Genomic DNA, 23,382 nt, shown 5'->3' with positions numbered 1-23,382 from the left:
CAGGACGCATGTTCCTGTCACACAAGGTCATTACAGAGGGTGGAGACCATGCGCGTTTTGATCGTGGAGGACGCAGAAGACGTCGCCGAAGCCATTTCGATCCGGCTCGGAAAGAGCGGCATGGCATGTGATATTGCCGATAGCTGTCAGGCTGCAGAGGACTATCTGGCCGTGCAGCGCTATGACGCGATGGTGCTCGATATAAACCTGCCGGATCGCAACGGCACAGAATTGCTCGCCCAGTTGCGAACCGGCGGCGACCGCACACCTGTGCTCATGCTAACGGCGCTTTTTTCCGTCGATGATCGGGTCTCCGCGCTCGACCTCGGGGCGGATGATTATTTGGTGAAACCTTTTGATCAGCGCGAATTGGAGGCACGCCTGCGCGCTTTGGTCCGGCGAGAGGCGACGCAGAAATCGGATGCGATTGCGCTAGGTCCGCTGTCGTTTTCTCCTGCAGCGCTGTCGGCGTCTCTGGATGGTGAGCCGCTCGATTTGACCCGGCGCGAAGCGACATTGTTGGGCCTGCTCTTGAGAAGTCAGGGCACAGTCCTGAGCAAAAAGCGGCTGTATGACGGGCTGTTCGCCTTTGACGATGCCGACGTGGGGTTGAACGCGATCGAACTTTACATCGCGCGGCTGCGCAAAAAACTGGCCGCCTCCGCTGTCAGCATCGAAACGCAACGCGGCCTCGGCTACCGGATCATCAAGAATGACTAATGCAGCCAGCCCTGCCCCCCTTCAACGGACGCTCCTGTCGCGTGTCATGGGCGGGGTGTTGTCGCTGCTCGCCGCAGGGGGGATTCTGGTGACCATCGCCGCCTTTGCCTATGGCAAAAGTGCCGCGCGCCAGTCCTTTGACCGCATTCTGCTCGGCGCGGCGAACGACATCGCGGAATCGATCAATATCGTGGATGGCGTCCCCGTCGCAGATATCCCCGTCTCCGCCTTCGGCCTTTTATCTCTGGCCGCAGAGGACCGGATTTTCTATTCGGTTCGCGGCCCGCAGGGCGAGGTCCTGACAGGGTACGAGGGCGGCACGATCGGGGATTTTTCCCGCAATGACCTGACCGAACCGGCTTTTTTCGACAGCACCCTTCAAAGAGAGCATGCGCGGTTCGTTACCGTCGCGCGTAGGTTTTCGGAGCGCGATTTTTCGGGCGCTGTCTTCGTGACCGTCGGACAGACGTTAAGGGCGCGCAACGAAATGGCGCTGGATTTGGCGAAGGGCGCGGTTCTGGTAACCGGGCTTGGCGGGATTGCCTTGCTGGTGAGTGCGTTCCTGGTGATCCGCTCCGCCATGCGACCGCTCGACAGGCTCACGCGGGATCTGTCGGAACGTGACCCCTATGACCTTACCCCCATGCCCGCCGATGGGCCTGCGGAAGTCGCAGTTATGGTCGAGGCGATGAACCGCTTTATGCAAAGGTTGGATCGCCAAGTGGGCGCGATGAAAAACCTCATCTCCGACGCGGCCCATCAATTGCGCACACCGGTCTCGGCGATCAGGGCGCAGGCGGAGCTGGCGATAGAAGACGACCCGGAAAACCGCACGCAGCGTTTGGAAAAACTGGTGCGGCGCACGCGCTCGCTCGGCACGCTGCTCGATCAGATGTTGTCGCGCGCGATGGTCATTCACCGGACCGAAAATGCCAAACCGACAGTCGTGGATCTACGCGATGTCGCGCTCAATATTTTCGAAGAGCGCGACCATGAAGTTCTGGCGCCCGACGCAGAGGTCGAATTGCAGTTCGGAGACACGGAGGTCATCGTGATGGCTGACGAAATCTCTCTGCGCGAGGCCGTCAAAAACATGCTCGCCAATGCACTTCGCCACGGCACATCGCCCGTCACCATTGGCGTTAGTGCTCACGAAGGAACAGGAGAAATCTGGGTGCGCGATGTGGGGAAAGGCCCCGCCGAGGACGTGTTGGAGACCATCGGCGAACGGTTTGAACGCTCCGCCGCCTCAAAGGGCAATAGCGCGGGGTTGGGCCTGTCCATTGTCCGTGCGGTTGCAGAGGCGCTGGGGGGCGAGGTGCGCATGGAGAAGAGTGACGACGGGTTTCGCGTCACCTTGGCCCTGCCGATCGCACAGGAGGTGCAAACGTCATGAATGTGCAGGGGCTCTGGCGCAGGTGCGCCACAATGATTGCGCTCTTCCTATGGGCTTTGCCTGTGGCGGGTCAGGAAGCCACCCAAAGGTTTGTCGCAGCCGACGCGGCGCCGCAGACCTCATTGCTGGTGCGCTCAACCACCGACATTTCCATCTTTGCGCCTGCGTTAGAAGCCTTCGTCACGCAGTTCCCCACCGTCCAAATCCAATATGAACAATGGGGATCAAATGCCCTCTACTCCGACAGTCTCTCCGCGTGCGAAGGGCAGTCCCTACCTGCCGATATCGTCATTTCCTCAGGCGTTCATCAGATGGTGGATTTGGTCAACCGCGCCTGTGCGAGCGAGTATCGCTCCGATTTGACCGCGCAATTGCCTGCCGCGCGGATTTGGCGTGACGAACTGTGGGGGATCACGCGCGAAGCGGCTGTCATCATCTACAACACCGATCTGATTTCCGCCGAAGACGCCCCGCGCACGCGGTTTGATTTATTGGATCTGATGCGCCGCCCGTCCGACGATTTGATTGGAAAAATCGCAACCTACGACGTGGAGGCATCCGGTCTGGGGTTTCTATTCGCCTTTATGGACAGTCAGGAGGCCGCGACTTTTGGTGGCCTTCTGGAAGGGTTTGCGCGTGTCGATGCCGTGGCGACCTGTTGCTCTGCGGAGATCATCGAAGGGGTCGAAAGCGGGCAATACAAAATCGCCTACAACGTGTTGGGATCCTACGTGGAATCGGTGCAGCACAAAAATCTCGGCGTGATCCATCCCGAAGATTACACCATGTTCCTCTCCCGCGGTCTGATGATCCCGAAAGGCGCCAGTCAAAGGGAGACGGCAGGCGTGTTTCTGGATTTCCTCCTGTCGCCGCAAGGACGGGCAGTTCTATCCAAAAGCACGCTCATTCATGACAACAACAGCGACGAAACCTCAACCACTCTGAGTGCCGAGCGCTACATCCCGATTGGCCCCACGTTGCTCGTGGCCATGGACAAACAGAGACGCGGGCGTTTCATCGCAAAGTGGCGCGACACATTTGGCATGGATGCGCAGGAATAGAGGCCGCTAGGACGTGACCACATGAATGGGCGCGCCCTGAGCGAAGGCCACGATTTGGTCGTAGATGTCATTGAACTGAAAATCCAATTCGTCTTCGGTAACAAACCCGATGTGGGGCGTGGCAATGATTTTCGGGTGGGACAGGATCGCATCAACCGGCGCTGACATTGGTTCACGGTCGAACACGTCGAGGCAAATCCGACCCGGTCCTGTGGCGTCACATGCCATCTCAATCGCGCCCTTGGCCAAAAGTGCGGCGCGCGATGTGTTGATAAAGATCGCGCCGGGTTTCATCGTGCTCAAATCACCGCCCGAAATGATGCCCCGCGTAGTGGGAGTGGCGCGGACATGAAGGCTTATCGCATCGCTTTGTGCGAAAAACGCTTCCCGCGATGGCGCCACGGTTTCCCCATCACTTCGGGCGCGCGCACGGCCTTCCTCGGAGGCCCACCACCAGACCTCCATATCAAAGGCGCGGGCGTATTTGGCCACCTGCTTGGCTATTTTTCCGTACCCGTATAGCCCCAGTTTGCGACCTGCTAGGCTTTGCCCCACGCCTGCCTGCCATGTTCCGGCCTGAAGGCTTTCGAGTTGATCGGGCAATCGTCGCGCGGCGGCGAGGAGGAGCGTGAAGGTGAGTTCGGCTGCGGCGATGGAGGCCCGTCCCTCTGACATGTTCGAACACACTGTCACGCCAGAGCGTGCGCAGGCTTCGATGTCGATATGGCCATAGCTTGAGCGTTGGCTAATGAGTTTCAGTTTCGGCAACCGCGCCAGTAAGGTGGCGGTGATCGCGGTCCGGTCACGAAACAGGACAACCGCCTCTGCGTCGGCCAAACGGGATACCAAGACATCCTCGGATTTTGCCTTATCCGTCCAGATTGTCACATCGTGGTCGTGGAGTTTTCGAAAGCTCGGCAGGTGTCGCAGAGTGTCGAACCAATCATCGAGAATATGGACTTTCATGCCGAATCCTAATTTGCGGCCCACTGATGCTTCACCATGACGACAGAACATCTACGGCTCAACGCGGTTTGAGAAATTTCGAGCCGCCTCTCCCTTTGTCGCACCGTCGGCCCGTCTACGGGACCTGACCAATTCAAACCGCTCAGCGGTCTGTTGACGCGCCTGCATACACGTGTTTGTGTGGAGGGAGGGTGAGCAGGCGCAAACAAAACCCAAGTTGTAGATATTGTTGGAGTTTTAAGATGCCGCAGAACGGCCGCGCAAGGTTGCCGGATTTCCTGACGCCTGAAACCGTGGCCGCCTTGAACCATGGGACCCATCCCGCGCCGTTTGACGTCCTCGGGCCGCACGTGAGCGGTGGACGACGCTGGATTACCACTTTCCAACCCGGGGCCGTTTCGGTTGAGGCCACGGTCGCGGGAAAGTCGACATCCCTGCCCCGAATTGATGGCGATGTCTTCGCCGGCAATGTGCCGGGCAAGGCCTATACGCTGACGATGCGATACGCAGATGGTAGCGACAACACCACCCATGACCCCTTTGCCTTTGATCCCGTCCTCACAGATTTCGACCGGTATCTGGTGGGCGAAGGAACGCACAAAGAACTTTGGCGCGTTTTGGGTGCCCATGTCTGCGAACATCAAAACGTCGCAGGCGTGCATTTCGCCGTCTGGGCCCCCAACGCGCGGCGCGTCAGTGTGGTTGGGGATTTCAACCAATGGGACGGTCGCCGCCACCTGATGCGCCCTGCGGGAGAGACAGGCGTCTGGGAAATTTTCGTGCCCCAGATCGGCGAAGGCACATTGTACAAATATGAAATCGCCGGCGCCGACGGGCACGTCGCGCTCAAGGCGGACCCTGTCGGGTTCGGGTCCCAGCACCCGCCACAAAAAGCCTCCGTGGTGCGCGACATCGACGGGTACGGTTGGAAAGACAAAGGCTGGATGGATGCCCGCGCCGCACGTGCGGATCGCGCCAGCCCGATTTCGATTTACGAGGCCCATCTGGGATCGTGGCGCCGGCGCTACGACGACGGAGGCCGCCCGCTCAGCTACAAAGAACTGGCGCAGGACCTTGTGTCCTATGTGAAACACATGGGTTTCACCCATATCGAATTGTTGCCGATCTCCGAATATCCCTTCGACGGGTCATGGGGGTATCAACCCGTCGGGTTGTTCGCGCCCACCATTCGTTTTGGACCGCCCCACGAATTCCGCGACTTTGTCGAAGCGGCCCATGCGGCCGACATAGGGGTGCTTCTCGACTGGGTGCCGGGGCATTTTCCAACGGACGCGCATGGCCTCGCGCATTTTGATGGCACGGCGCTCTACGAACACGCCGATCCGCGCGAGGGGTTTCATCAGGATTGGAACACGCTCATTCCCAACTACGGGCGCCGTGAGGTCAAAAATTATCTTGTCGCCAACGCGCTCTACTGGATGGAGGAATATCACCTCGACGGGCTGCGCGTCGATGCCGTGGCCTCGATGCTCTATCGGGACTACTCACGCAATGACGGCGAGTGGGTGCCAAATAAAGACGGCGGGCGTGAAAATTACGAAGCGATCGAGTTTCTCCAAGAGATGAACACCGCCGTCTATGGCGCGGACCCCAGCATTATGACCGTAGCCGAGGAAAGCACGTCTTTCCCCGCGGTCTCTCAACCAGTGCACACCGGCGGCCTGGGCTTTGGCTACAAATGGAACATGGGCTGGATGAACGACACGCTGCGCTACATGGAAAAAGACCCCATCCATCGCCAGTATGACCATCACCTCATGACTTTCCCGATCGACTGGGCATTCACCGAAAATTTCATCCTGCCAATCAGCCACGATGAGGTCGTGCATGGCAAAGGGTCGATGATCGAAAAGATGCCGGGCACGGAATGGGAGAAATTCGCAAACCTTCGCGCATATTACGCGTTCATGTGGACGCAGCCGGGGAAGAAGTTGCTGTTTATGGGCTGTGAATTTGCGCAGCCGGAAGAATGGGATCACAACGGCGAACTGAACTGGGGGGCTGCTGCCGCGCCTGCAAACGCGGGCGTGCAGCAGTTGATCCGCGATCTGAACGCGCTCTATCGCGATACGCCAGCACTACATGTGAACGACTGTTTACCTGATGGTTTTGGATGGCTGCACAACGACCCCGCGCAATCGACGATCGGGTTCGCGCGCTACGGGGCACTGGGCGATGCGCCCGTCGTGGTGATGTGCAATTTCACGCCCGTTGAGAGGACGGGTTTCAAGATTGGTGTGCCGCAGTCCGGGTTCTGGGAGGAAGTCCTGAATACTGACGCGGCGGTTTATGGCGGGGGAAACCGCGGCAATCTCGGCGGAGTCGATGCGACACCAGAGGCTGCGGACGGCCATGCGCAATCGATCACTCTGACACTGCCGCCATTGTCGGTGATCGTGTTGCGCCTACGAGATACGAAATGAATACTTTTGGGATGGAGGATTTGGTGTGGCTACGAAGAGATTAACCCAACGATCAATGGTTTTCGTGCTGGCTGGGGGCCGGGGGAGCCGCCTCAAAGAGTTGACGGACCGACGCGTGAAACCTGCCGTGCCGTTTGGCGGCAAAGCACGCATCATCGACTTCGCGCTTTCAAATGCGCTTAATTCCGGCATCCGGAAAATGGCCATTGCCACGCAGTACAAGGCGCACAGCCTGATCCGCCACACGCAGCGGGGCTGGAATTTCTTTCGCGCCGAACGCAACGAGTTTCTCGATGTTTTGCCCGCATCTCAGCGTGGTGGAAACGAAAGCTGGTACAAAGGCACGGCCGATGCAGTAACCCAGAATATCGACATCGTGGACAGCTACGGCGTTGACCACATCATTATTCTGGCAGGCGATCACATCTACAAAATGGACTACGAAATCATGCTGCGCCAGCATGTGGAAACCAAAGCCGACGTCACCGTCGGTTGCCTGACGGTGCCGCGCGAGGAGGCCTCGGCTTTTGGCGTTATGGACACCGACAAAGATGGGCGCATCACCAGCTTTCTCGAAAAACCTGCCGACCCACCGGGCACGCCCGAGGATCCTGACAAAGCCTTGGCGTCCATGGGCATCTATGTGTTCGACTGGAAATTCCTGCGCGCGTTGTTGCTGGAAGACGCGCAAGACCCGAATTCCTCTAACGACTTCGGAAATGACCTTATTCCGGGGATTGTGAAAAACGGTAAAGCAATGGCGCACCGTTTCGACGAGAGCTGTGTGCGTGCTCCGGGCGCTCCCGCTTATTGGAAAGACGTGGGAACCGTCGATGCCTTTTGGCAGGCGCATATCGATCTTACGGATTTCACGCCCGAGCTGGATCTATGGGATCAGGAATGGCCAATCTGGACCTATAACGAGAGCGTGCCACCGGCAAAATTCATTCACGACGAACGCGACCGGCGCGGTATGGCGATTTCGTCGATGGTGTCGGGTGGCTGCATTATTTCGGGCACGGAAGTGCGCAATTCGGTCTTGTTCACCAATGTGCACACCAATTCCTATGCGGTTCTGGATCACTCCGTCATTTTGCCAAACGTGATTGTCCATCGCTCCGCACGACTGCGGCGGGTCGTTGTCGACAATCGGGTTATCATTCCCGAAGGACTTGTCGTGGGCGAGGATCCGACCGAGGACGCAAAATGGTTCCGCGTGACAGAGCGGGGAACGACCCTGATTACGCAGTCAATGCTTGATAAAAGGACCGCCAGTTTATGACCAAAGTTCTCTTTGTCGTGTCCGAGCTCGCTCCTCTGATCAAAACGGGGGGGCTGGCGGATGTCGCGGGCGCCCTGCCCACTGCCTTGGCCGAGTATGGCGATGAGGTCCGCACTCTCCTGCCCGGATATCGGGCCGTTATGGGCAAGCTCGGCAAGACAAAGGTGATCGAAAAATATGACGACCTGTTTGGCGGGCCTGCAAAATTGCTGGCGTGCAAAATGGCGGGACTGGACCTGTTGATAATCGACGCCCCCCATCTCTATGACCGTGACGGGGGGATATATCTGGACACCACGGGTACCGATTGGGCCGACAACCCGCAACGCTTTGCGGCGCTGTCCTATGTCGGCGCGATGATTGCGGAAACAGGCGCCGGTGGATGGACGCCCGATGTCGTGCATGGCCACGATTGGCAGGCAGGCCTCACGCCTGAGTATTTGCGCGCACGCGCAGTGCAGGTGCCTTTCGTGTTCACCATTCACAATATCGCTTTCCACGGAAACACGGACGCCGGCAAACTAGTGGCGCTCAAGCTGGATGGCGACCGCTTTACCCGTGACCATTTCGAGTTCTGGGGGCAAATTTCTGCGCTGAAGGCGGGGCTGATGGGGGCAACCAAAATCACCACCGTCTCCCGGACCTATGCAGAAGAACTCCTGACGCCTGAATTTGGGATTGGAATGGACGGGGTTTTGCGCGATCGGCAATCGGATTTGGTCGGGATCGTGAACGGTATCGACGAAGACATCTGGAATCCAGCCACCGATCCGTACATCACGCCTTACACAACCCCCGCTAAGAAGGCCGCGAACAAAAAAGCACTGCGCGAGATTTTCGGGCTTGGACCCTCGGACGGCCCCCTATGCGTTTTGGTCTCCCGATTGACCGAACAGAAGGGCATCGATCTCTTGCTGGCGGCTCTGCCCGAACTTTTGAGCCGTGGTGGTCAGTTGGCGCTGCTCGGATCGGGTGATCCAAAGCTAGAGGTCGCTCTGTTGGCCGCGGCGGCAGAGCATGAAAACGTCTCCGTGAAGATCGGCTATGACGAGGCTCTGTCCCATCAAATGATGGCCGGTGGCGATGTGATCTTGGTGCCCTCTCGTTTCGAACCCTGTGGACTCACGCAGCTCTACGGCCTTCGCTACGGGACCCTGCCGCTCGTTGCGCTAACGGGTGGATTGGCGGACACGGTTATCAATGCTTCGCCTGCGGCGCTTGCCAGCGGTGTAGCGACCGGAATTCAGTTTTTTCCCATAACCACTCAGGCTCTAGGGAACGCTTTTGCGCGTCTGGCTGACCTGTATAACGACCCGAAAACATGGAAGACGATGCAACGCAACGCCATGAAGCAAGACGTCGGATGGAAAGCTTCTGCGGCTGACTACCATGCGATTTACACATCCCTGACAGAGACGCACCAGTGAACACCGAAGTCTTTCCCATTCGACCTGGCCATCCCTCCCCGCTCGGGGCGACTGTGGATGAAGGGGGCGTGAACTTTGCCGTATTTTCGCGCCATGCCACCAAAGTCATGCTGTGTCTGTTCGACGAAGACGGGAACGAGAATCAGATCGTCGTCCTGCCCGAGCGCGAGGGCCACGTTTGGCACGGGTATTTCCCGGGTATGAAAGCGGGCCAACAGTATGGTTTCCGCATGGACGGCCCCTACAAGCCCGAAGAAGGCCACCGGTTCAATCCCTTCAAACTGCTGATTGATCCCTACGCAAAGCGCCTGTCTGGGCACCCGAAGTGGCACGATGCGCTCTTCGCCTATGAAACCGGTCACAAAGACAAAGACCTGAGCTTCGACAAGACCGACAGCGCGCCCTATATGCCGCGCTCTATCGTGGTCGATCCCAAATTCAATTGGGGTGACATGCCGCGCCCGCGCCATCCGATGGAAAGTTCGGTCATCTACGAAGCCCATGTTAAGGGTCTGACCGCAGGCCGTTCGGACATCAAAAATCCGGGCACCTATTTGGCCATGGCATCCGATCCGATCCTCGAACACCTCAACAATCTGGGTGTGACGGCGATCGAGTTACTGCCGGTACAGGCGTTTTTGAACGAGAAGTTTCTGCTCGATCGCGGGCTGACGAATTACTGGGGTTATATGACCCACGGCTTCTTCGCGCCCGACCCGCGTTACATGCAGGGCTCTGATATTGCAGAATTTCAGGAGATGGTGCGCCGTTTCCATTCGGCCGGTATCGAGGTCATTCTGGACGTGGTCTACAACCATACCGCTGAGGGCAGCGAAATGGGGCCGACGCTGATGTTCCGCGGGCTCGACAACGCGAGCTACTATCGCCTCGCGGATGATCCGCGCTACTACATCGACGATGCGGGTTGCGGAAACACGCTCGATTTCGAGAACCCGTTTGTCATCCGCTTGGTCATGGACAGCCTGCGCTACTGGGTCGAGGTCATGCATGTCGACGGCTTCAGGTTCGACCTGTGCTCCGCCTTGGGGCGCACGCGTCACGGATTTGAACGCGACGGACCGTTCTTTCGCGCAATTGGTCAGGACCCTGTGTTGAACAAGGTCAAACTGATCGCGGAGCCGTGGGACATTGGCCCAGGCGGCTATCAATTGGGCGCCTATCCTGCCCCCTTCGCCGAGTGGAACGACAAATACCGCGACAACACGCGGGAATTCTGGCGCGGGGATCGTGGAAAAGTGTCTGACATGGCGGCCCGCATTTCGGGGTCAGCCCAGTTCTTTGACCACGACGGTCGCTCGGCTGCGTCTTCGTTGAATTTTCTGACCGCACATGACGGGTTCACACTGCACGATACCGTCAGCTATTCGCAAAAACACAACCTTGCGAATGGTGAAGACAACCGCGACGGGCACTCCGACAACCACTCCGACAACATGGGGGTTGAGGGGCCGACCGACGATCCGGATATCATCGCGGCGCGCGTGCGACGCAAACGCAATATGATCGCCACGCTGATGCTGTCACAGGGCACGCCGATGATCTTGGCGGGCGATGAGCTGAGCAATTCCCAAGGCGGCAACAACAACGCCTATTGTCAGGATAACGAAATCGGCTGGGTGAACTGGCCTGAGAATGAAGACCCGTTCTTCACGTTCTGCCAGCAAGCCATTTCATTCCGCCGCATGCACCCGCTTTTGCGACAGACGCGGTTCCTGCATTCTCGGCAGAGGCTGATTGATGGCGAGCCGGATCTGTTCTGGCGGCAAACCAACGGCGAACCGATGCGGCAGGAAGACTGGGACAATCCCGATCTGGATATCATTGTGGCCGAGATGCGGATGGCGTCCGGGTCCCCCGAATACGTCCGTCGCGAAGGCGCATTGTTGGTCGTTTTGAACCGTGGAGAGGCCGTGGAAATCACGCCACCCGCGCTACCCGAGGGGGGTGCCTGGGTGCGCCGGTTCGATACCAGTCAGGAAGATGCGATCGAGGTGACAGAGGGCATGCATGTGGCCGCTGATGCGGTGGTCGTGTTTTCGCACGAACAGAAAGAATAGCCGGGCGTTTTCACGCGCCGATCAAGTGAAGCCCAAGGGGAGGGCAGGAAAATGCCAATGCAAATCGTCCGCACGAATCCAATCGATGGTCAAAAGCCCGGAACCAGTGGTTTGCGCAAAAAGACCGCGGTTTTCCAGCGTCCAAGGTATCTCGAGAATTACGTCCAATCCACTTTTGACGGAATTGGTGGCGTGGAGGGTAAGGTACTCGTGGTGGGCGGCGATGGTCGTTACTTTAATGACAAAGCCATTCAGATCATTTTGAGCATGGCGGCGGCAAATGGCGCGGCGAAATGTATCGTCGGGCAAAGAGGGATTTTGTCGACACCGGCCGCATCCCACCTGATCCGCAATCGCAAAGCGGATGGCGGCCTGATCCTGTCGGCCAGCCACAATCCCGGCGGTCCCGAAGAAGACTTTGGTCTCAAATACAACGGCCCGAACGGCGGGCCGGCAAGCGAGACGGTCACCGACAAAATTTTCGCGTGCACGCAGAAAATCGAGGTCTTCAAAATCTGTGCGTCCGGTGGCGTGGATATCAACACTGTGGGCACACAGACGCTGCAAAACATGATCGTCGAGATTGTCGATCCGGTGTCGGACTACGCCGCTTTGATGGAAGATATCTTTGATTTCGACAAAATTCGCGCCCTCTTTGCGAGTGGGTTCACGATGCGTTTTGACGCCATGCATGCGGTCACCGGCCCCTATGCCCACGCGATCCTCGAAGGGAAACTGGGGGCCGCAAAGGGCACGGTCGTAAATGGCACCCCCAGCCCCGATTTCGGCGGCGGGCATCCCGATCCAAATCCGATTTGGGCAAAATCTCTGATGGATACAATGTTTGCCAAGAACGCGCCGGACTTTGGTGCGGCTTCTGACGGCGACGGGGACCGCAACATGATCGTCGGGCGCGATACCTATGTGACCCCCTCCGACAGCCTCGCGGTTGTCACCGCGATGGCGCATCTGGCCCCGGCCTACAAAGAAGGATTGGCCGGTGTTGCGCGCTCCATGCCGACATCACGTGCGGTGGATCGCGTGGCTGAAAGCCTCGGCATCGAATGCTATGAGACACCCACGGGATGGAAGTTTTTCGGCAACCTGCTCGACGCGGGCAAAGTCACGCTTTGCGGGGAAGAAAGTGCGGGCACAGGGTCCAACCACGTGCGCGAAAAGGACGGTCTGTGGGCCGTCCTTCTATGGCTCAACATCCTAGCGGAAACAAAGCAGTCGGTCGCCGATCTGATGGTCGATTTCTGGGCGAAATACGGGCGTTGCTACTACTCACGCCACGATTATGAAGCCGTGGAATCCGACAAAGCCAACGCCATGATGGACGCGTTGCGTGCGAAACTGCCGACACTTGCCGGCACAAAGGTGGGAAATCTCACGGTCGAGACAGCGGATGAATTTGCCTATGATGATCCCGTAGACGGGTCACGCTCCACCGGTCAGGGCATTCGTATTTCGTTCGAAGGTGGCGCACGCGCCGTTTTGCGCCTGTCAGGCACGGGAACACAGGGCGCGACCATCCGCATTTATCTGGAGCAATTGGAAACAGACGCGGGGCGGCTGCAGATGGCACCCGCCGATGCCTTGGCCGACGTACGCTCCAGCGCGATGACCCTATCGGATTTGACGGCAATGACCGGCCGGGTTGATCCAGACGTCGTTACCTGACATCAGACCCTTTACACGCATGAGACCACGCCACTGCATCACGCCGATGCGGTGGTAAGGGGCATCCTTGACTATGCCGACGCGAAATCTATCCGCCCGCATGACCCGCGCGGCGAACCACACGATACGGAGCCTTATAATATCATGAACGCACTCAATGATGTGTCGCCGCAGTCGCTGCGCACCCGTATCACGAAACATCTCACCTACACGCTTGGCAAAGATAAATCCCACGCGAGTCTTTATGACTGGCGCATGGCGGTCAGCTACAGCGTGCGTGATATCGTAATCGAGCCATGGTTTGCGGCGACGCGAAAGACCTATGAGGCGCAGGGAAAACGGGTTTACTACCTGTCTCTGGAGTTTTTGATAGGCCGCATTCTCGGCGATGCGATGACGTCTCTCGGGCTGTTTGATACCGTTCGCGAAATTCTGGACGACGAAGGGATCAGCCTGTGGGATGTCATCGAAGATGAACCGGACGCCGCATTGGGCAATGGTGGATTGGGCCGCCTGGCGGCGTGTTTTCTTGAGAGCATGTCCACGCTCGCCTGTCCGGCCTATGGTTATGGCATCCGCTATGAACATGGTCTGTTCCGGCAAAAGTTTGAAAACGGCAGTCAGGTGGAGCTTCCTGAGGATTGGCTGAACCAACCCAACCCTTGGGAATTCGAGCGTCCTGAATCGCGCTACACAATCCCGTTCAAGGGGCATGTTGAACAGGCCGACGGGAAATCCGTTTGGTACGCGGCGGAGACCGTTTACGCGCGCGCCTACGATATGCCCGTGGTCGGCTGGCAGGGGAAATGGGCAAATACACTGCGCCTTTGGGGTGCCCATCCCACGGAAATGTTCGATCTGGAGCGGTTCAATTCCGGTGACTATACGGCCGCGGCCGCACCGGAAGCATTGGCGCGCACCCTGTCGCGCGTGTTGTACCCCGAGGACACAACCGAGAGCGGGAAAGAGTTACGCCTCAAGCAGGAGTATTTCCTGACCTCGGCTGCTTTGCAGGACATCCTGCGCCGGTTCCTCAGCGAATATGACGACCTCTCGCTCCTGCCCGACAAGGTCGCGATCCAGATGAATGACACGCATCCGGCACTGGCAGGACCGGAGTTGATCCGCCTGTTGATGGATGTGCACGGTTTGGCGTGGGAGGATGCGAAACGCATCGCGCTCGGGTGTCTCAACTACACCAACCACACGCTTTTGCCCGAGGCATTGGAGACATGGTCAACGTGGCTCATGGGGCGGGTATTGCCGCGCCACATGCAGATCATCGAACGCATCGACGCCGAGCATCAGAGCGAAACGAACTGCGCGCCCGACCTCGCCATCGTCCAGCATGACCATGTCCACATGGGCACCTTGGCCTTTGTGATGGCTTCGCACGTGAACGGCGTGTCCGCGCTGCACACAGACCTCATGAAAGAGACGGTGTTTGCCGGCCTGAACGGGGTCTACCCGTCGCGGATCATCAACCAGACCAATGGCGTAACGCCGCGCCGTTGGGTGCGCCTGTCCAACCCAGCGCTCTCAAAGGTGTTGACGGATACGATTGGCGCGGGCTGGGAAAGTGATCTGGACCGCCTCGCCGACCTCGCAGCACACGAAGAGGATCACGACGTGCGCGATGCGATTGGTGCCGCGAAACGTCACAATAAGGTCGCCCTATCCAACTGGGTAGGTGAAAAGATGGGGATGTCGCTGAACCCTGACGCGATGTTCGACGTCCAGATCAAGCGCATCCACGAATACAAACGCCAGCTGATGAACGTATTCGAAACGATCGCGCGCTGGTCGGCCATCCGTGCCAATCCCCAAGGTGACTGGACACCGCGCGTCAAAATTTTCGGGGGCAAGGCCGCACCGGGATACTTTGTCGCCAAAGACATCATTCACTTCATCAACGATGTGGCAAAGACCATCAACAACGACCCTGTCACGGCCGACCTGTTGCAGGTCGTCTATCCCGCCAACTACAACGTCTCGATGGCGCAGCGCCTGATCCCCGCCACGGATTTGTCCGAGCAAATCTCGACAGCCGGAAAAGAGGCGTCGGGAACGGGAAACATGAAGTTCACCATGAATGGGGCACTGACAATCGGCACGCTGGATGGTGCCAACGTGGAAATCCGCGAACATGTGGGGGCCGAAAATTTCTTTCTGTTCGGCATGACCGCCGCTCAGGTGCAGGACCGCTATCAGGTCACGGACCACGCGCGACAGGCGATCCTCGCAAGCCAGCCCCTGCAAGACATCCTGCAAATGATCGCCGAAGGCCGTTTTAGCCCCACGGACAAGGGGCGCTACCTGCCCCTCGTCGATGCAATGTGGAACCACGACCCGTTTCTGGTCGCATCGGATTTTGACAGCTACCTCGCATGTCAGGCGCAGGTCGACCGCGCCTATACCGATGCGGACCAGTGGAACAGGCTCGCGCTGCGCAACATTGCGGGGTCCGGTTTCTTTTCCTCGGACCGCACGATCAAGGGGTACATGGCCGATATCTGGGACACCAAGAGTTTGGCCTAGTCGGCCGATATCTTGAGCCCTGATTTGTGGGATAGATAGGCAAATCCGTTCCCGTCCAGTGTCAACTTTGCCCCATCCAAACCGGCCGCCGCGCCGTGTGCGATCTGTGCCTCACCCTTTAGCGAAAAGGTATGGGTATCGGGCGACAGGTTGAACACGCAGGTGAGCGTTTCGGTCGCAGCCGTGCGGGTGAACGCCAGTATCGGCTCGGGCATTTTGATGAATGCCGTGGTGCCATGGCTTAGGGCCGCGCTCGCCTTTCTGAAGGCAATGGTTTCCTTGTAGAACGCCAGAATGCCGTGTGGCCTCTGCTGGTCCACGGCCTTGGCAGCCTGCGCAGCTTTCACGGGAAGCCACGGCTTGCCTGTGGAAAATCCGGCGTTGGGCGCATCCTTTTCCCAAACCATGGGCGTGCGACAGCCGTCGCGACCTTTGACTGCGGGCCAATAGCGGATCGCGGGCGGGTCAGTCAGTTCTGCGAATTCCAACTCGGTTTCGGTCTGCCCGAGCTCTTCGCCCTGATAGATGCCGATCGTTCCTTCGAACGACATCAGCATGCCACAGGCAAAACGGGCCATGGCGTCTTCGCTGACCGCATATTCGGACCATCGGGTGACCTGACGCGGGACATCGTGGTTGCTGAACGACCAATAAGGGTGACCATCGGGTGCGCCACGTTGGAAACCCTGAATGCAATTCTGGAAATGCTCTGCGTTGAAGTCGGGTCCCAGCATCGCAAAGCTATAGGCCATATGGAGACGTTTGGTGCCCGCCGTGTATTCACCCATGATCTCGATAGAGCGGTGACCCATTTCACCGACTTCACCGACCATCATGATGTCGGAATATTGGTCCGTCAGGGCACGCAGGCGTTCCAGAAACCCGATATTTTCAGGTCGGGTTTTGTTGTAGATGTTGTTCTGCATCCCGTAGAGGTCGGTCGCCATGACTTGTGGTTTAGCCTGCGCAGGCGGGTTCGAACGCAGCTTTTGGTCGTGAAAATAGTAGTTCACGGTGTCGAGGCGGAAACCGTCCAAACCGCGATCCAGCCAGAATTTGCAGGTCTCCAAAATCGCATCGACGACGTCGGGATTGTGGAAATTCAGATCGGGTTGCGAGGCGAGGAAGTTGTGTAGGAAATATTGCCCGCGCTGCGGTTCGAACTCCCATGCAGGCCCGCCAAAATGGCTGTGCCAGTTCGTGGGAGGGGAGCCGTCCGGCAGGGGATCAGCCCAGACATACCAATCCGCCTTGTCGTTATCGCGACTGACGCGGGACTGTTTGAACCAGTCGTGTTGTTCGGAAGTGTGTGACAACACTTGGTCGACGATGACCTTCAGTCCGCGATCATGGGCGGATTGGATCAGTTCATCAAAGTCATCCAGATCCCCGAACAAAGGATCGACCGAAATGTAGTCGGAGACGTCATAGCCCATGTCCGCCTGAGGGGAGGCGAAGATTGGCGAAAGCCAGATGCAATCGGCGCCAAGCTCTGCGATATGGTCCAAGCGTCGCGTGATACCTTTGAGGTCCCCGACACCGTCACCGTTGTCGTCCTGAAACGACCGCGGATAGACCTGATACACTACGGCACTGCGCCACCATTCTTGCATTCGCCCACTCCAAACTTACGCACTAAACCTAGTGTCCAAAGTCATGATTGGAGAGGTCTCTGCAAGGCGAAAACAACGTGGAAAACCATTTTGTGGTCCCCAATCGTCACCCCGCCTGCGGGGCGCCGCAAGTGACCTGCACAGGATCAATCAGTCCGTCATCCCCCTTCGGCGAGCGCGACATTGCGTTTGACGTCCAGAAAACTGTCCGGTGCCACAGAGATCGTGTCGATCCCTGCATCGACAAGAAGCCGTGCGAATTCGGGATCGTTACTGGGCGCCTGTCCACAAAGCCCGATCTTGCGATCCGCCTCATGTGCGCGCGTGATTGCGGTTTCGATCATCCACAGCACAGCCGGATCGCGTTCGCGAAAGACGTCGGCCAGAGCTTCGCTGTCGCGGTCAACACCCAGCGTGAGCTGGGTCAGGTCATTGGACCCGATAGAGAACCCGTCGAAACGCTCGGCAAATTCCGCGGCCCGGATCACGTTGGACGGGATCTCGGTCATCACGTAGAGCTCGAGGCCAGCGTCCCCGCGTTTGAGGCCATGAGCGGCCATCACCTCAATGACCTTGTCGGCTTCTTCGGGCGAGCGACAGAAAGGCACCATTGCAATAACATTGGTGAACCCCATGTCTTCGCGTAGCCGTTTCAATGCCACGCACTCCAAGGCGAAGGCATCGCGGTAGAAATCGGAATAGTACCGCGCCGCGCCCCTGAGACCGATCATCGGGTTCTCTTCCTGAGGTTCGAATTGGCGCCCCCCGAGGAGGTCAGCGTATTCGTTCGACTTAAAGTCGCTCAGCCGCACGATCACCGGTTTCGGATACCAAACGGCCGCGATCCGCGCCAAACCCATGGCCAAGCGTTCGGTGAAATAGGCGCGCCCGTGTTCATAACCATATGTGAGTCTGGCAATCGCGTCTCGTTCCTCGCGATCCACCACTTTGTCGGGGTTGAGGAGAGCCAGCGGGTGCACTTTGATTTCATTGCTGACCAGAAACTCCATCCGCGCCAGCCCGACACCATCCACCGGAAGGCGCCACCAACGAACGGTGGCAGAAGGGTCTGCGATATTCAACATAACGCCGGTGCGCGTTTTTGGAACATCGGCTAGCGAGATATCCAAAACCTCGATCTTACCGACCCCGTCAAAAACCGCGCCGATTTCGCCGCCCGCGCAGGAGACCGTAACATCCTGTTTGTCATGTAGTAGTTTGGTCGCATTGCCGGTGCCGACGACTGCCGGTAGCCCGAGTTCGCGGCTCACGATGGCGGCATGCGAGGTGCGCCCACCGTGGTCGGTTACGATCGCTGCGGCCCGTTTCATGATCGGCACCCAGTCGGGGTCCGTGGTCGATGTGACCAAAACCGACCCGTCCACAAAGCGATCAATGTCGGCGGCAGAATGGATCATACAGATCCGTCCTGCGGCGGCCGCGTTACCCACACTCAGTCCTTCGACCAGTTGTTTTCCGGCGGGTTCCACCGAGTAGGAATGGAACACGGCTCCGGTATCTCTGGACTGAACCGTTTCGGGGCGCGCCTGCACGATGAAGAGTTCGCCGGTTTCGCCGTCCTTGGCCCATTCCATGTCCATTGGCATGCCATAATGCGCTTCGATGGTTTTCGCGTAACGGGCCAGTTCGACGATTTCGGCGTCACTCAGGGTAAAGCTTTCGCGTTCTGCCAGCGACGTCGGCACATTACGTGTCGCGGCCTCCCCGGAGCGCCCGTAGATCATCTTGATCTCCTTGGCGCCGCGTTTTTTTGCAACGATGGGGAGTTTTTTAGTGTCATCCAGGAAGGGTTTGAAAACCTGAAATTCGTCCGGATCGACCGCCCCCTGCACCACATTCTCGCCCAGGCCCCATGCCCCGTTGATCAGCACGAAGCGGTCGCAACCGGTCTCTGTGTCGATCGAAAACATAACGCCCGAACTGCCGATATCAGAGCGAACCATCAACTGGACGCCGACGGACAGGGCGATCTCTTTTTCACCAAACCCCTGCACCTGCCTGTAGGTGATCGCGCGATCGGTAAAGAGCGACGCATAGCAACGACGGCATGCTTCAAGGAGAGCATCCTCTCCCGTGACGTTCAGAAAGGTTTCCTGCTGACCGGCAAAGCTGGCATCCGGCAAATCCTCTGCGGTCGCGGAGGAGCGCACGGCGACAGAGGGCATTTCCCTGCCACTGCGTGTCGCCAGTTCTTGATAGGCGGCGCGAATGGCTTTGGCTGTCTCTTCGGGCCATTCACCGGCGGCGATTGCGGTGCGGATGGCAGAACCGGCCTCGTGAAGGGTCGTGCGGCCGGCTTTCAGCGCGCCCATACGATCAGAGATCAGCTCACCCAAACCGTTTTGCGAAATGTAGCCACGATAGGCGTCGGAGGTGGTGGCAAACCCCTGCGGAACACGAATGTTCTCGGCCTTGAGGGTTGAAATCATTTCCCCCAAAGAGGCGTTTTTACCCCCAACAATGTCAACGTCGCCACGGCGAAGGTTCTCGTACCAGATTAGTTGTTTGGACACGATCATATCCTTTCCATCAGACGGCTCACAGCCTACGAGAGTGCACATTCGCAGTCATTGATACGGGTCAAGGTTGTCAGCCCTATCGATATGGTGCTGGGTCAGTCGTCGGTAGGTGCGGTGATCGACCCTGTCCAGTCGTCCAACACCCGCTTCAACGCCGCCCAGTCGGTGTATTCGACATCCAGATTTGGGTCCGCCGATGGGTCCCTCTGGGCCACAATGCGGCGCATCACATAGCGGCGGAAAACACTGTAAGTCGATGGCTTGTAGGCGCCTGCAATCTGTTCGACCCGACCGGGCGTCCACTCGGTAGCCGAGATGAATTCGTCCAGGGTTTTTTCCAAACCTCGCCAGTCCTCTGCCACGTGCCCCGCGGCGGAGAGGGACACGGACAGGAGCAGGCTGGGCATTGTCGAAAGCATGTCAGCGCGGGATGCGCAAAACTCGGTAAGCGCTTCTTGGTAATGGCCCATATGGATCGATGCAGCCAAGAGCACGGCATCAAAACGCGCGAGGTCGATGCCATCGGCATCGACGAGCGACAGAAGTTCGACCGCATGACCCGCATCCGCAAACCTATCCGCCGCAAACCGGCAAATCTTGCGGGTTTGGCCATCGCTCGAAGCGTAGGCGACAAGAATTTTCATGTCCTCATAGTAAATGATATCCCGACCAACCGCTTTGACGCCTGTCAATTCCGGCGAAAATTGATGGTTGAACGGGCCTGCTGCGCCACCAAGTGCCAAACGTCCAAACCGCCACTTAGTCCCTGCTTTTTTATGTGTTCGAGTTTTGGGAACCGTGGGCAAATTTGATGCCCGTCAACGCCGACGGGCGCGCATTGCCGTAGTTTTGTGGCTCATGTGCTCCCCTGCAGCGGAGCCGCGCACTCAATCACGTCGCAAAGGGCCTCTGAGTTGTCATGCAAACACGCAAAAGCCATGAGATGGAAGGCATGGAACGTCCCGCAAACCTGACGCTTAGCATTGCGCCGCACGGTCTCTCGGCGGAAGAGGTCGCGGAACTGTTGTCCGTGTCCGTCAACGATGGCTTGTCAGAGGCTGAGGCCCTGCGACGGCTCGCGTCCCACGGCCCGAACCGGCTGCGTCGGCAGAAACCGAAAAGTGCCCTATCGATCCTCCTTCATCAGTTCCGCAGCGTGATCGTGTGGTTGCTCGCCGCGGCTGCCATCATTTCGCTGATGCTAGGCGACAATGCAGAGGCGGCGGCCATCGCCGTCGTCCTTTTGCTGAACAGTGCCATTGGTTTTTACACCGAACTGCGCGCGGCTCGTTCGATGGAAGCCCTGTTGCACATCGCCGAGGTTCGAACCCGCGTGCGCAGAGACGGTCACATACGGATGATCGACGCACGCGATCTTGTCCCCGGAGACATCGTGGTTCTGGACGGCGGTGACGTGGTGACCGCGGATTTGCGCCTGATCGAAGCATCGCACTTACTGGCCGATGAATCTGTCCTGACCGGAGAATCCGCACCGGTGGACAAATCTACTGCGAAAGTCGCGGATGACACTCATCTCGCCGAGCGGACCCCCATGCTGTTCAAAGGCACGTCCATCACGCGCGGCGCAGGCGCGGGCATCGTCACCGCCACCGGCATGGAAACCGAACTGGGGCGGATCAGCAAACTGGCCGAGACCGCGCAGGCTGAAACTTCGCCATTGGAGGCGCGGCTGGAACGGCTGGGGCGCACACTCATCTGGTTGACGCTGGTCCTTTCTATTGCCACCGCCTTGGCGGGCATCCTGCGCGGTCATGCGCCCGCCGACATGCTGCAAACCGCCGTGGCGCTGGCGGTGGCGGCAATTCCGGAAGGATTGCCCGTGGTGGCGACGCTTTCACTGGCACGAGGCATGTGGCGGATGGCCCGTCGCAATGCCCTGATCCGCCGATTGTCAGCCGTCGAAACGTTGGGGGCGACCACTGTGATCCTCACCGACAAGACCGGCACGCTAACAGAAAACCGCATGACCGTTGTCCGCCTCCTGCTGGAAAGCGGAGATTTTTCTCCCGAGGCACAGGACCAGGATGTAAAACGCGCGTTGAAGACCGGCGCGCGTTGTACGACGGCGGAACTGGGGCGCGGCGGCGAAGCTGGCACAGGCGATCCGATGGAACTGGCATTGCTCAGGGCGGCGCACAACAGTGGATTGCCGCCGCCCGACAACCGTGTAGGCCAATCCGCCTTCGACCCTGAACGCCGGATGATGGCGACCATCCATGCCGCACCTGACGGCGCCAGTTTTGCCATCAAAGGCGCGCCAGAAGCGGTCATTGATGTCTGCGAAATGGTGCGCGGGCCCGATGGACCACACGCACTGAACGACGCGCTCAAAGCCAAGTGGATCGACCGCAATTCCGACGCCGCGAGCGAAGGGTTGCGCACCTTGGGTCTGGCCATGAAGACAGAGCGTGACGCGGACGCTGATCCCTACGCGGGGCTGACGCTCGTCGGGCTGGTGTGTTTCGCAGACCCCCTTCGCGCCGACATTCCCCCCGCCATTGCCGCCTGCCATCAGGCCGGCGTGCGGGTGATGATGGTCACAGGGGACCACGCGGCTACTGCTGCGCGGGTCGCCTCCGATGCGGGCATCAGGCGTGACGGTTCAATCGTCATCGAGGGGCGTGAATTGGCCACCCTTATTGCCGACGGCGGGTCAGAGGAAGCGCGCGCGCGAATTCGCGCGGCGGACGTCTTTGCCCGCGTGGCTCCAGAGACGAAGCTAACACTCGTTTCTTTTCATCAAGAAGACGGTCAGGTCGTGGCGATGACCGGCGATGGGGTCAACGACGCGCCCGCCCTGAAAAAGGCCGATATCGGCGTCGCCATGGGCCAACGCGGAACGCAGGTTGCGCGCGAGGCCGCCGACATGGTTTTGAAAGACGACGACTTCGCAACCATTGTCGAAGCCATTCGCCAAGGGCGGGTGATATTCGGAAATATCCGGAAATTCATCGTCTACCTGATGTCCTGCAATCTCTGTGAAGTTCTGGTCGTGGCTGGCGCGGTTGGCGCGGGATTACCTGCACCGCTGTCGCCACTGCAAATTCTGTTTCTGAACCTCGTGACAGATGTCTTTCCCGCTTTCGCTCTCGGGATGGGCCAAGGCGACGGGTGCGAGATGCGCCGCCCTCCCCGTGACCCTTCCGAGCCCATCATCGCACGCAGGGAGTGGTTGAAAATTGCGGGCCTCGCCGGTGCGCAAACTGTCGCGACCTTGGCTGCCTTCTTGGTCGCGCTCAACCAGTTGCACCTGTCTGTGGAGCAGGCCATTACCGTGGCCTTCCTGACCCTCGCGCTCGCGCAACTGTGGAATGTGTTCAACACGCGCGCCAAGGACACGGGCCTTTTCGACAATGACGTGACACGCAACCCCTATATCTGGGGCGCGATTGCGCTGTGCCTGATCTTGCTCGCAATGGCGATCTGGCTCTCGGGTTTGGCGGCTGTGCTGAGCCTCGCCGCGCCGGGAAAAGCCGGAATGACGCTGGCGGCGGTCGCAAGCCTATTTCCCCTCCTCATCGGGCAGGCGACATTGGTTGTCGCCTTCGCCGTTAATCGCCGGAAGCCTGAGGGAGCCTAGCCGCCAACCCTTGCCGTATTTGGCTGCGGCAGC

14 protein-coding genes are annotated in these 23,382 nt (G+C 58.7%); 10 read left to right on the top strand and 4 right to left on the bottom strand.

What is annotated here, in order from left to right:
* Positions 1-48 precede the first annotated feature (48 nt).
* From ABD815_RS09220 to ABD815_RS09210, 3 genes are read left to right on the top strand one after another with little or no spacing between them, the layout of a single operon-like run.
* A complete protein-coding gene (locus ABD815_RS09220; protein ID WP_344846564.1) occupies positions 49-720 on the top strand; it encodes a response regulator transcription factor in 672 nt (223 codons plus the stop codon).
* On the top strand, positions 713-2,116 hold the full coding sequence (locus ABD815_RS09215) for a sensor histidine kinase (RefSeq protein WP_344846562.1): 1,404 nt from the start codon (positions 713-715) through the stop codon (positions 2,114-2,116). Before ABD815_RS09220 ends, ABD815_RS09215 begins: the two co-directional genes overlap by 8 nt.
* A 32-nt stretch (positions 2,117-2,148) precedes the next feature.
* A complete protein-coding gene (locus tag ABD815_RS09210; RefSeq protein ID WP_344846560.1) occupies positions 2,149-3,177 on the top strand; it encodes an ABC transporter substrate-binding protein in 1,029 nt (342 codons plus the stop codon).
* Between the two features lie 6 nt (positions 3,178-3,183).
* On the opposite strand, the gene ABD815_RS09205 is transcribed toward ABD815_RS09210, so the two are convergent.
* On the bottom strand, positions 3,184-4,143 hold the full coding sequence (locus ABD815_RS09205; protein ID WP_344846558.1) for a D-2-hydroxyacid dehydrogenase family protein: 960 nt from the start codon (positions 4,141-4,143) through the stop codon (positions 3,184-3,186).
* Between the two features lie 242 nt (positions 4,144-4,385).
* Between ABD815_RS09205 and glgB the strand changes: the two genes are divergently transcribed.
* From glgB to ABD815_RS09175, 6 genes are all read left to right on the top strand, one after another.
* Positions 4,386-6,587, top strand: coding sequence for a 1,4-alpha-glucan branching protein GlgB (glgB, locus tag ABD815_RS09200; RefSeq protein ID WP_344846556.1), 2,202 nt, complete (start codon positions 4,386-4,388; stop codon positions 6,585-6,587).
* 25 nt (positions 6,588-6,612) lie between these two features.
* On the top strand, positions 6,613-7,869 hold the full coding sequence (gene glgC / locus ABD815_RS09195; RefSeq protein ID WP_344846554.1) for a glucose-1-phosphate adenylyltransferase: 1,257 nt from the start codon (positions 6,613-6,615) through the stop codon (positions 7,867-7,869).
* Entirely contained in the window at positions 7,866-9,296 is a 1,431-nt protein-coding gene (gene glgA, locus ABD815_RS09190; protein WP_344846552.1) for a glycogen synthase GlgA, read from the top strand. The genes glgC and glgA overlap by 4 nt, the downstream gene beginning before the upstream one ends.
* Complete coding sequence (gene glgX, locus ABD815_RS09185; RefSeq protein WP_344846550.1) at positions 9,293-11,374, top strand: glycogen debranching protein GlgX; 2,082 nt, start codon at positions 9,293-9,295, stop codon at positions 11,372-11,374. The genes glgA and glgX overlap by 4 nt, the downstream gene beginning before the upstream one ends.
* A gap of 51 nt (positions 11,375-11,425) precedes the next feature.
* A complete protein-coding gene (locus tag ABD815_RS09180) occupies positions 11,426-13,057 on the top strand; it encodes an alpha-D-glucose phosphate-specific phosphoglucomutase (protein WP_344846548.1) in 1,632 nt (543 codons plus the stop codon).
* A 144-nt stretch (positions 13,058-13,201) separates the two neighbouring features.
* A complete protein-coding gene (locus ABD815_RS09175; protein WP_344846546.1) occupies positions 13,202-15,595 on the top strand; it encodes a glycogen/starch/alpha-glucan phosphorylase in 2,394 nt (797 codons plus the stop codon).
* Here the strand turns inward: ABD815_RS09175 and ABD815_RS09170 are convergent.
* The 3 genes from ABD815_RS09170 to ABD815_RS09160 all read right to left on the bottom strand — a co-directional run bounded on the left by ABD815_RS09170 (position 15,592) and on the right by ABD815_RS09160 (position 20,392).
* Complete coding sequence (locus ABD815_RS09170) at positions 15,592-17,208, bottom strand: alpha-glucosidase (RefSeq protein WP_344846544.1); 1,617 nt, start codon at positions 17,206-17,208, stop codon at positions 15,592-15,594. The two genes, ABD815_RS09175 and ABD815_RS09170, sit on opposite strands and share 4 nt — an antisense overlap.
* Before the next feature lie 158 nt (positions 17,209-17,366).
* The gene (ppsA, locus tag ABD815_RS09165; RefSeq protein ID WP_344846542.1) at positions 17,367-19,742 is read right to left on the bottom strand and encodes a phosphoenolpyruvate synthase; all 2,376 of its coding nucleotides are present in this window, start codon (positions 19,740-19,742) and stop codon (positions 17,367-17,369) included.
* Between the two features lie 101 nt (positions 19,743-19,843).
* The gene (locus ABD815_RS09160) at positions 19,844-20,392 is read right to left on the bottom strand and encodes a flavodoxin domain-containing protein (protein ID WP_344846540.1); all 549 of its coding nucleotides are present in this window, start codon (positions 20,390-20,392) and stop codon (positions 19,844-19,846) included.
* A 275-nt stretch (positions 20,393-20,667) separates the two neighbouring features.
* Between ABD815_RS09160 and ABD815_RS09155 the strand changes: the two genes are divergently transcribed.
* A complete protein-coding gene (locus tag ABD815_RS09155) occupies positions 20,668-23,349 on the top strand; it encodes a cation-translocating P-type ATPase (protein WP_344846538.1) in 2,682 nt (893 codons plus the stop codon).
* The last annotated feature ends 33 nt before the right edge of the window (positions 23,350-23,382 follow it).

This window comes from Celeribacter arenosi (assembly GCF_039539485.1).
Taxonomy (GTDB): domain Bacteria; phylum Pseudomonadota; class Alphaproteobacteria; order Rhodobacterales; family Rhodobacteraceae; genus Celeribacter; species Celeribacter arenosi.
Note: the sequence above shows the minus strand (reverse complement) of the source record. Positions and strands in the feature narration are given on the sequence as shown.

Excerpts from the sequence above, each read along its gene's own strand:
- ABD815_RS09220 (WP_344846564.1), top strand. The coding sequence starts at position 49 with ATGCGCGTTTTGATCGTGGAGGACGCAGAAGACGTCGCCGAAGCCATT.
- ABD815_RS09215 (WP_344846562.1), top strand. The coding sequence starts at position 713 with ATGACTAATGCAGCCAGCCCTGCCCCCCTTCAACGGACGCTCCTGTCG.
- ABD815_RS09210 (WP_344846560.1), top strand. The coding sequence starts at position 2,149 with ATGATTGCGCTCTTCCTATGGGCTTTGCCTGTGGCGGGTCAGGAAGCC.
- ABD815_RS09205 (WP_344846558.1), bottom strand. The coding sequence starts at position 4,143 with ATGAAAGTCCATATTCTCGATGATTGGTTCGACACTCTGCGACACCTG.
- glgB (WP_344846556.1), top strand. The coding sequence starts at position 4,386 with ATGCCGCAGAACGGCCGCGCAAGGTTGCCGGATTTCCTGACGCCTGAA.
- glgA (WP_344846552.1), top strand. The coding sequence starts at position 7,866 with ATGACCAAAGTTCTCTTTGTCGTGTCCGAGCTCGCTCCTCTGATCAAA.
- ABD815_RS09180 (WP_344846548.1), top strand. The coding sequence starts at position 11,426 with ATGCCAATGCAAATCGTCCGCACGAATCCAATCGATGGTCAAAAGCCC.
- ABD815_RS09175 (WP_344846546.1), top strand. The coding sequence starts at position 13,202 with ATGAACGCACTCAATGATGTGTCGCCGCAGTCGCTGCGCACCCGTATC.
- ABD815_RS09170 (WP_344846544.1), bottom strand. The coding sequence starts at position 17,208 with ATGCAAGAATGGTGGCGCAGTGCCGTAGTGTATCAGGTCTATCCGCGG.
- ABD815_RS09160 (WP_344846540.1), bottom strand. The coding sequence starts at position 20,392 with ATGAAAATTCTTGTCGCCTACGCTTCGAGCGATGGCCAAACCCGCAAG.
- ABD815_RS09155 (WP_344846538.1), top strand. The coding sequence starts at position 20,668 with ATGCAAACACGCAAAAGCCATGAGATGGAAGGCATGGAACGTCCCGCA.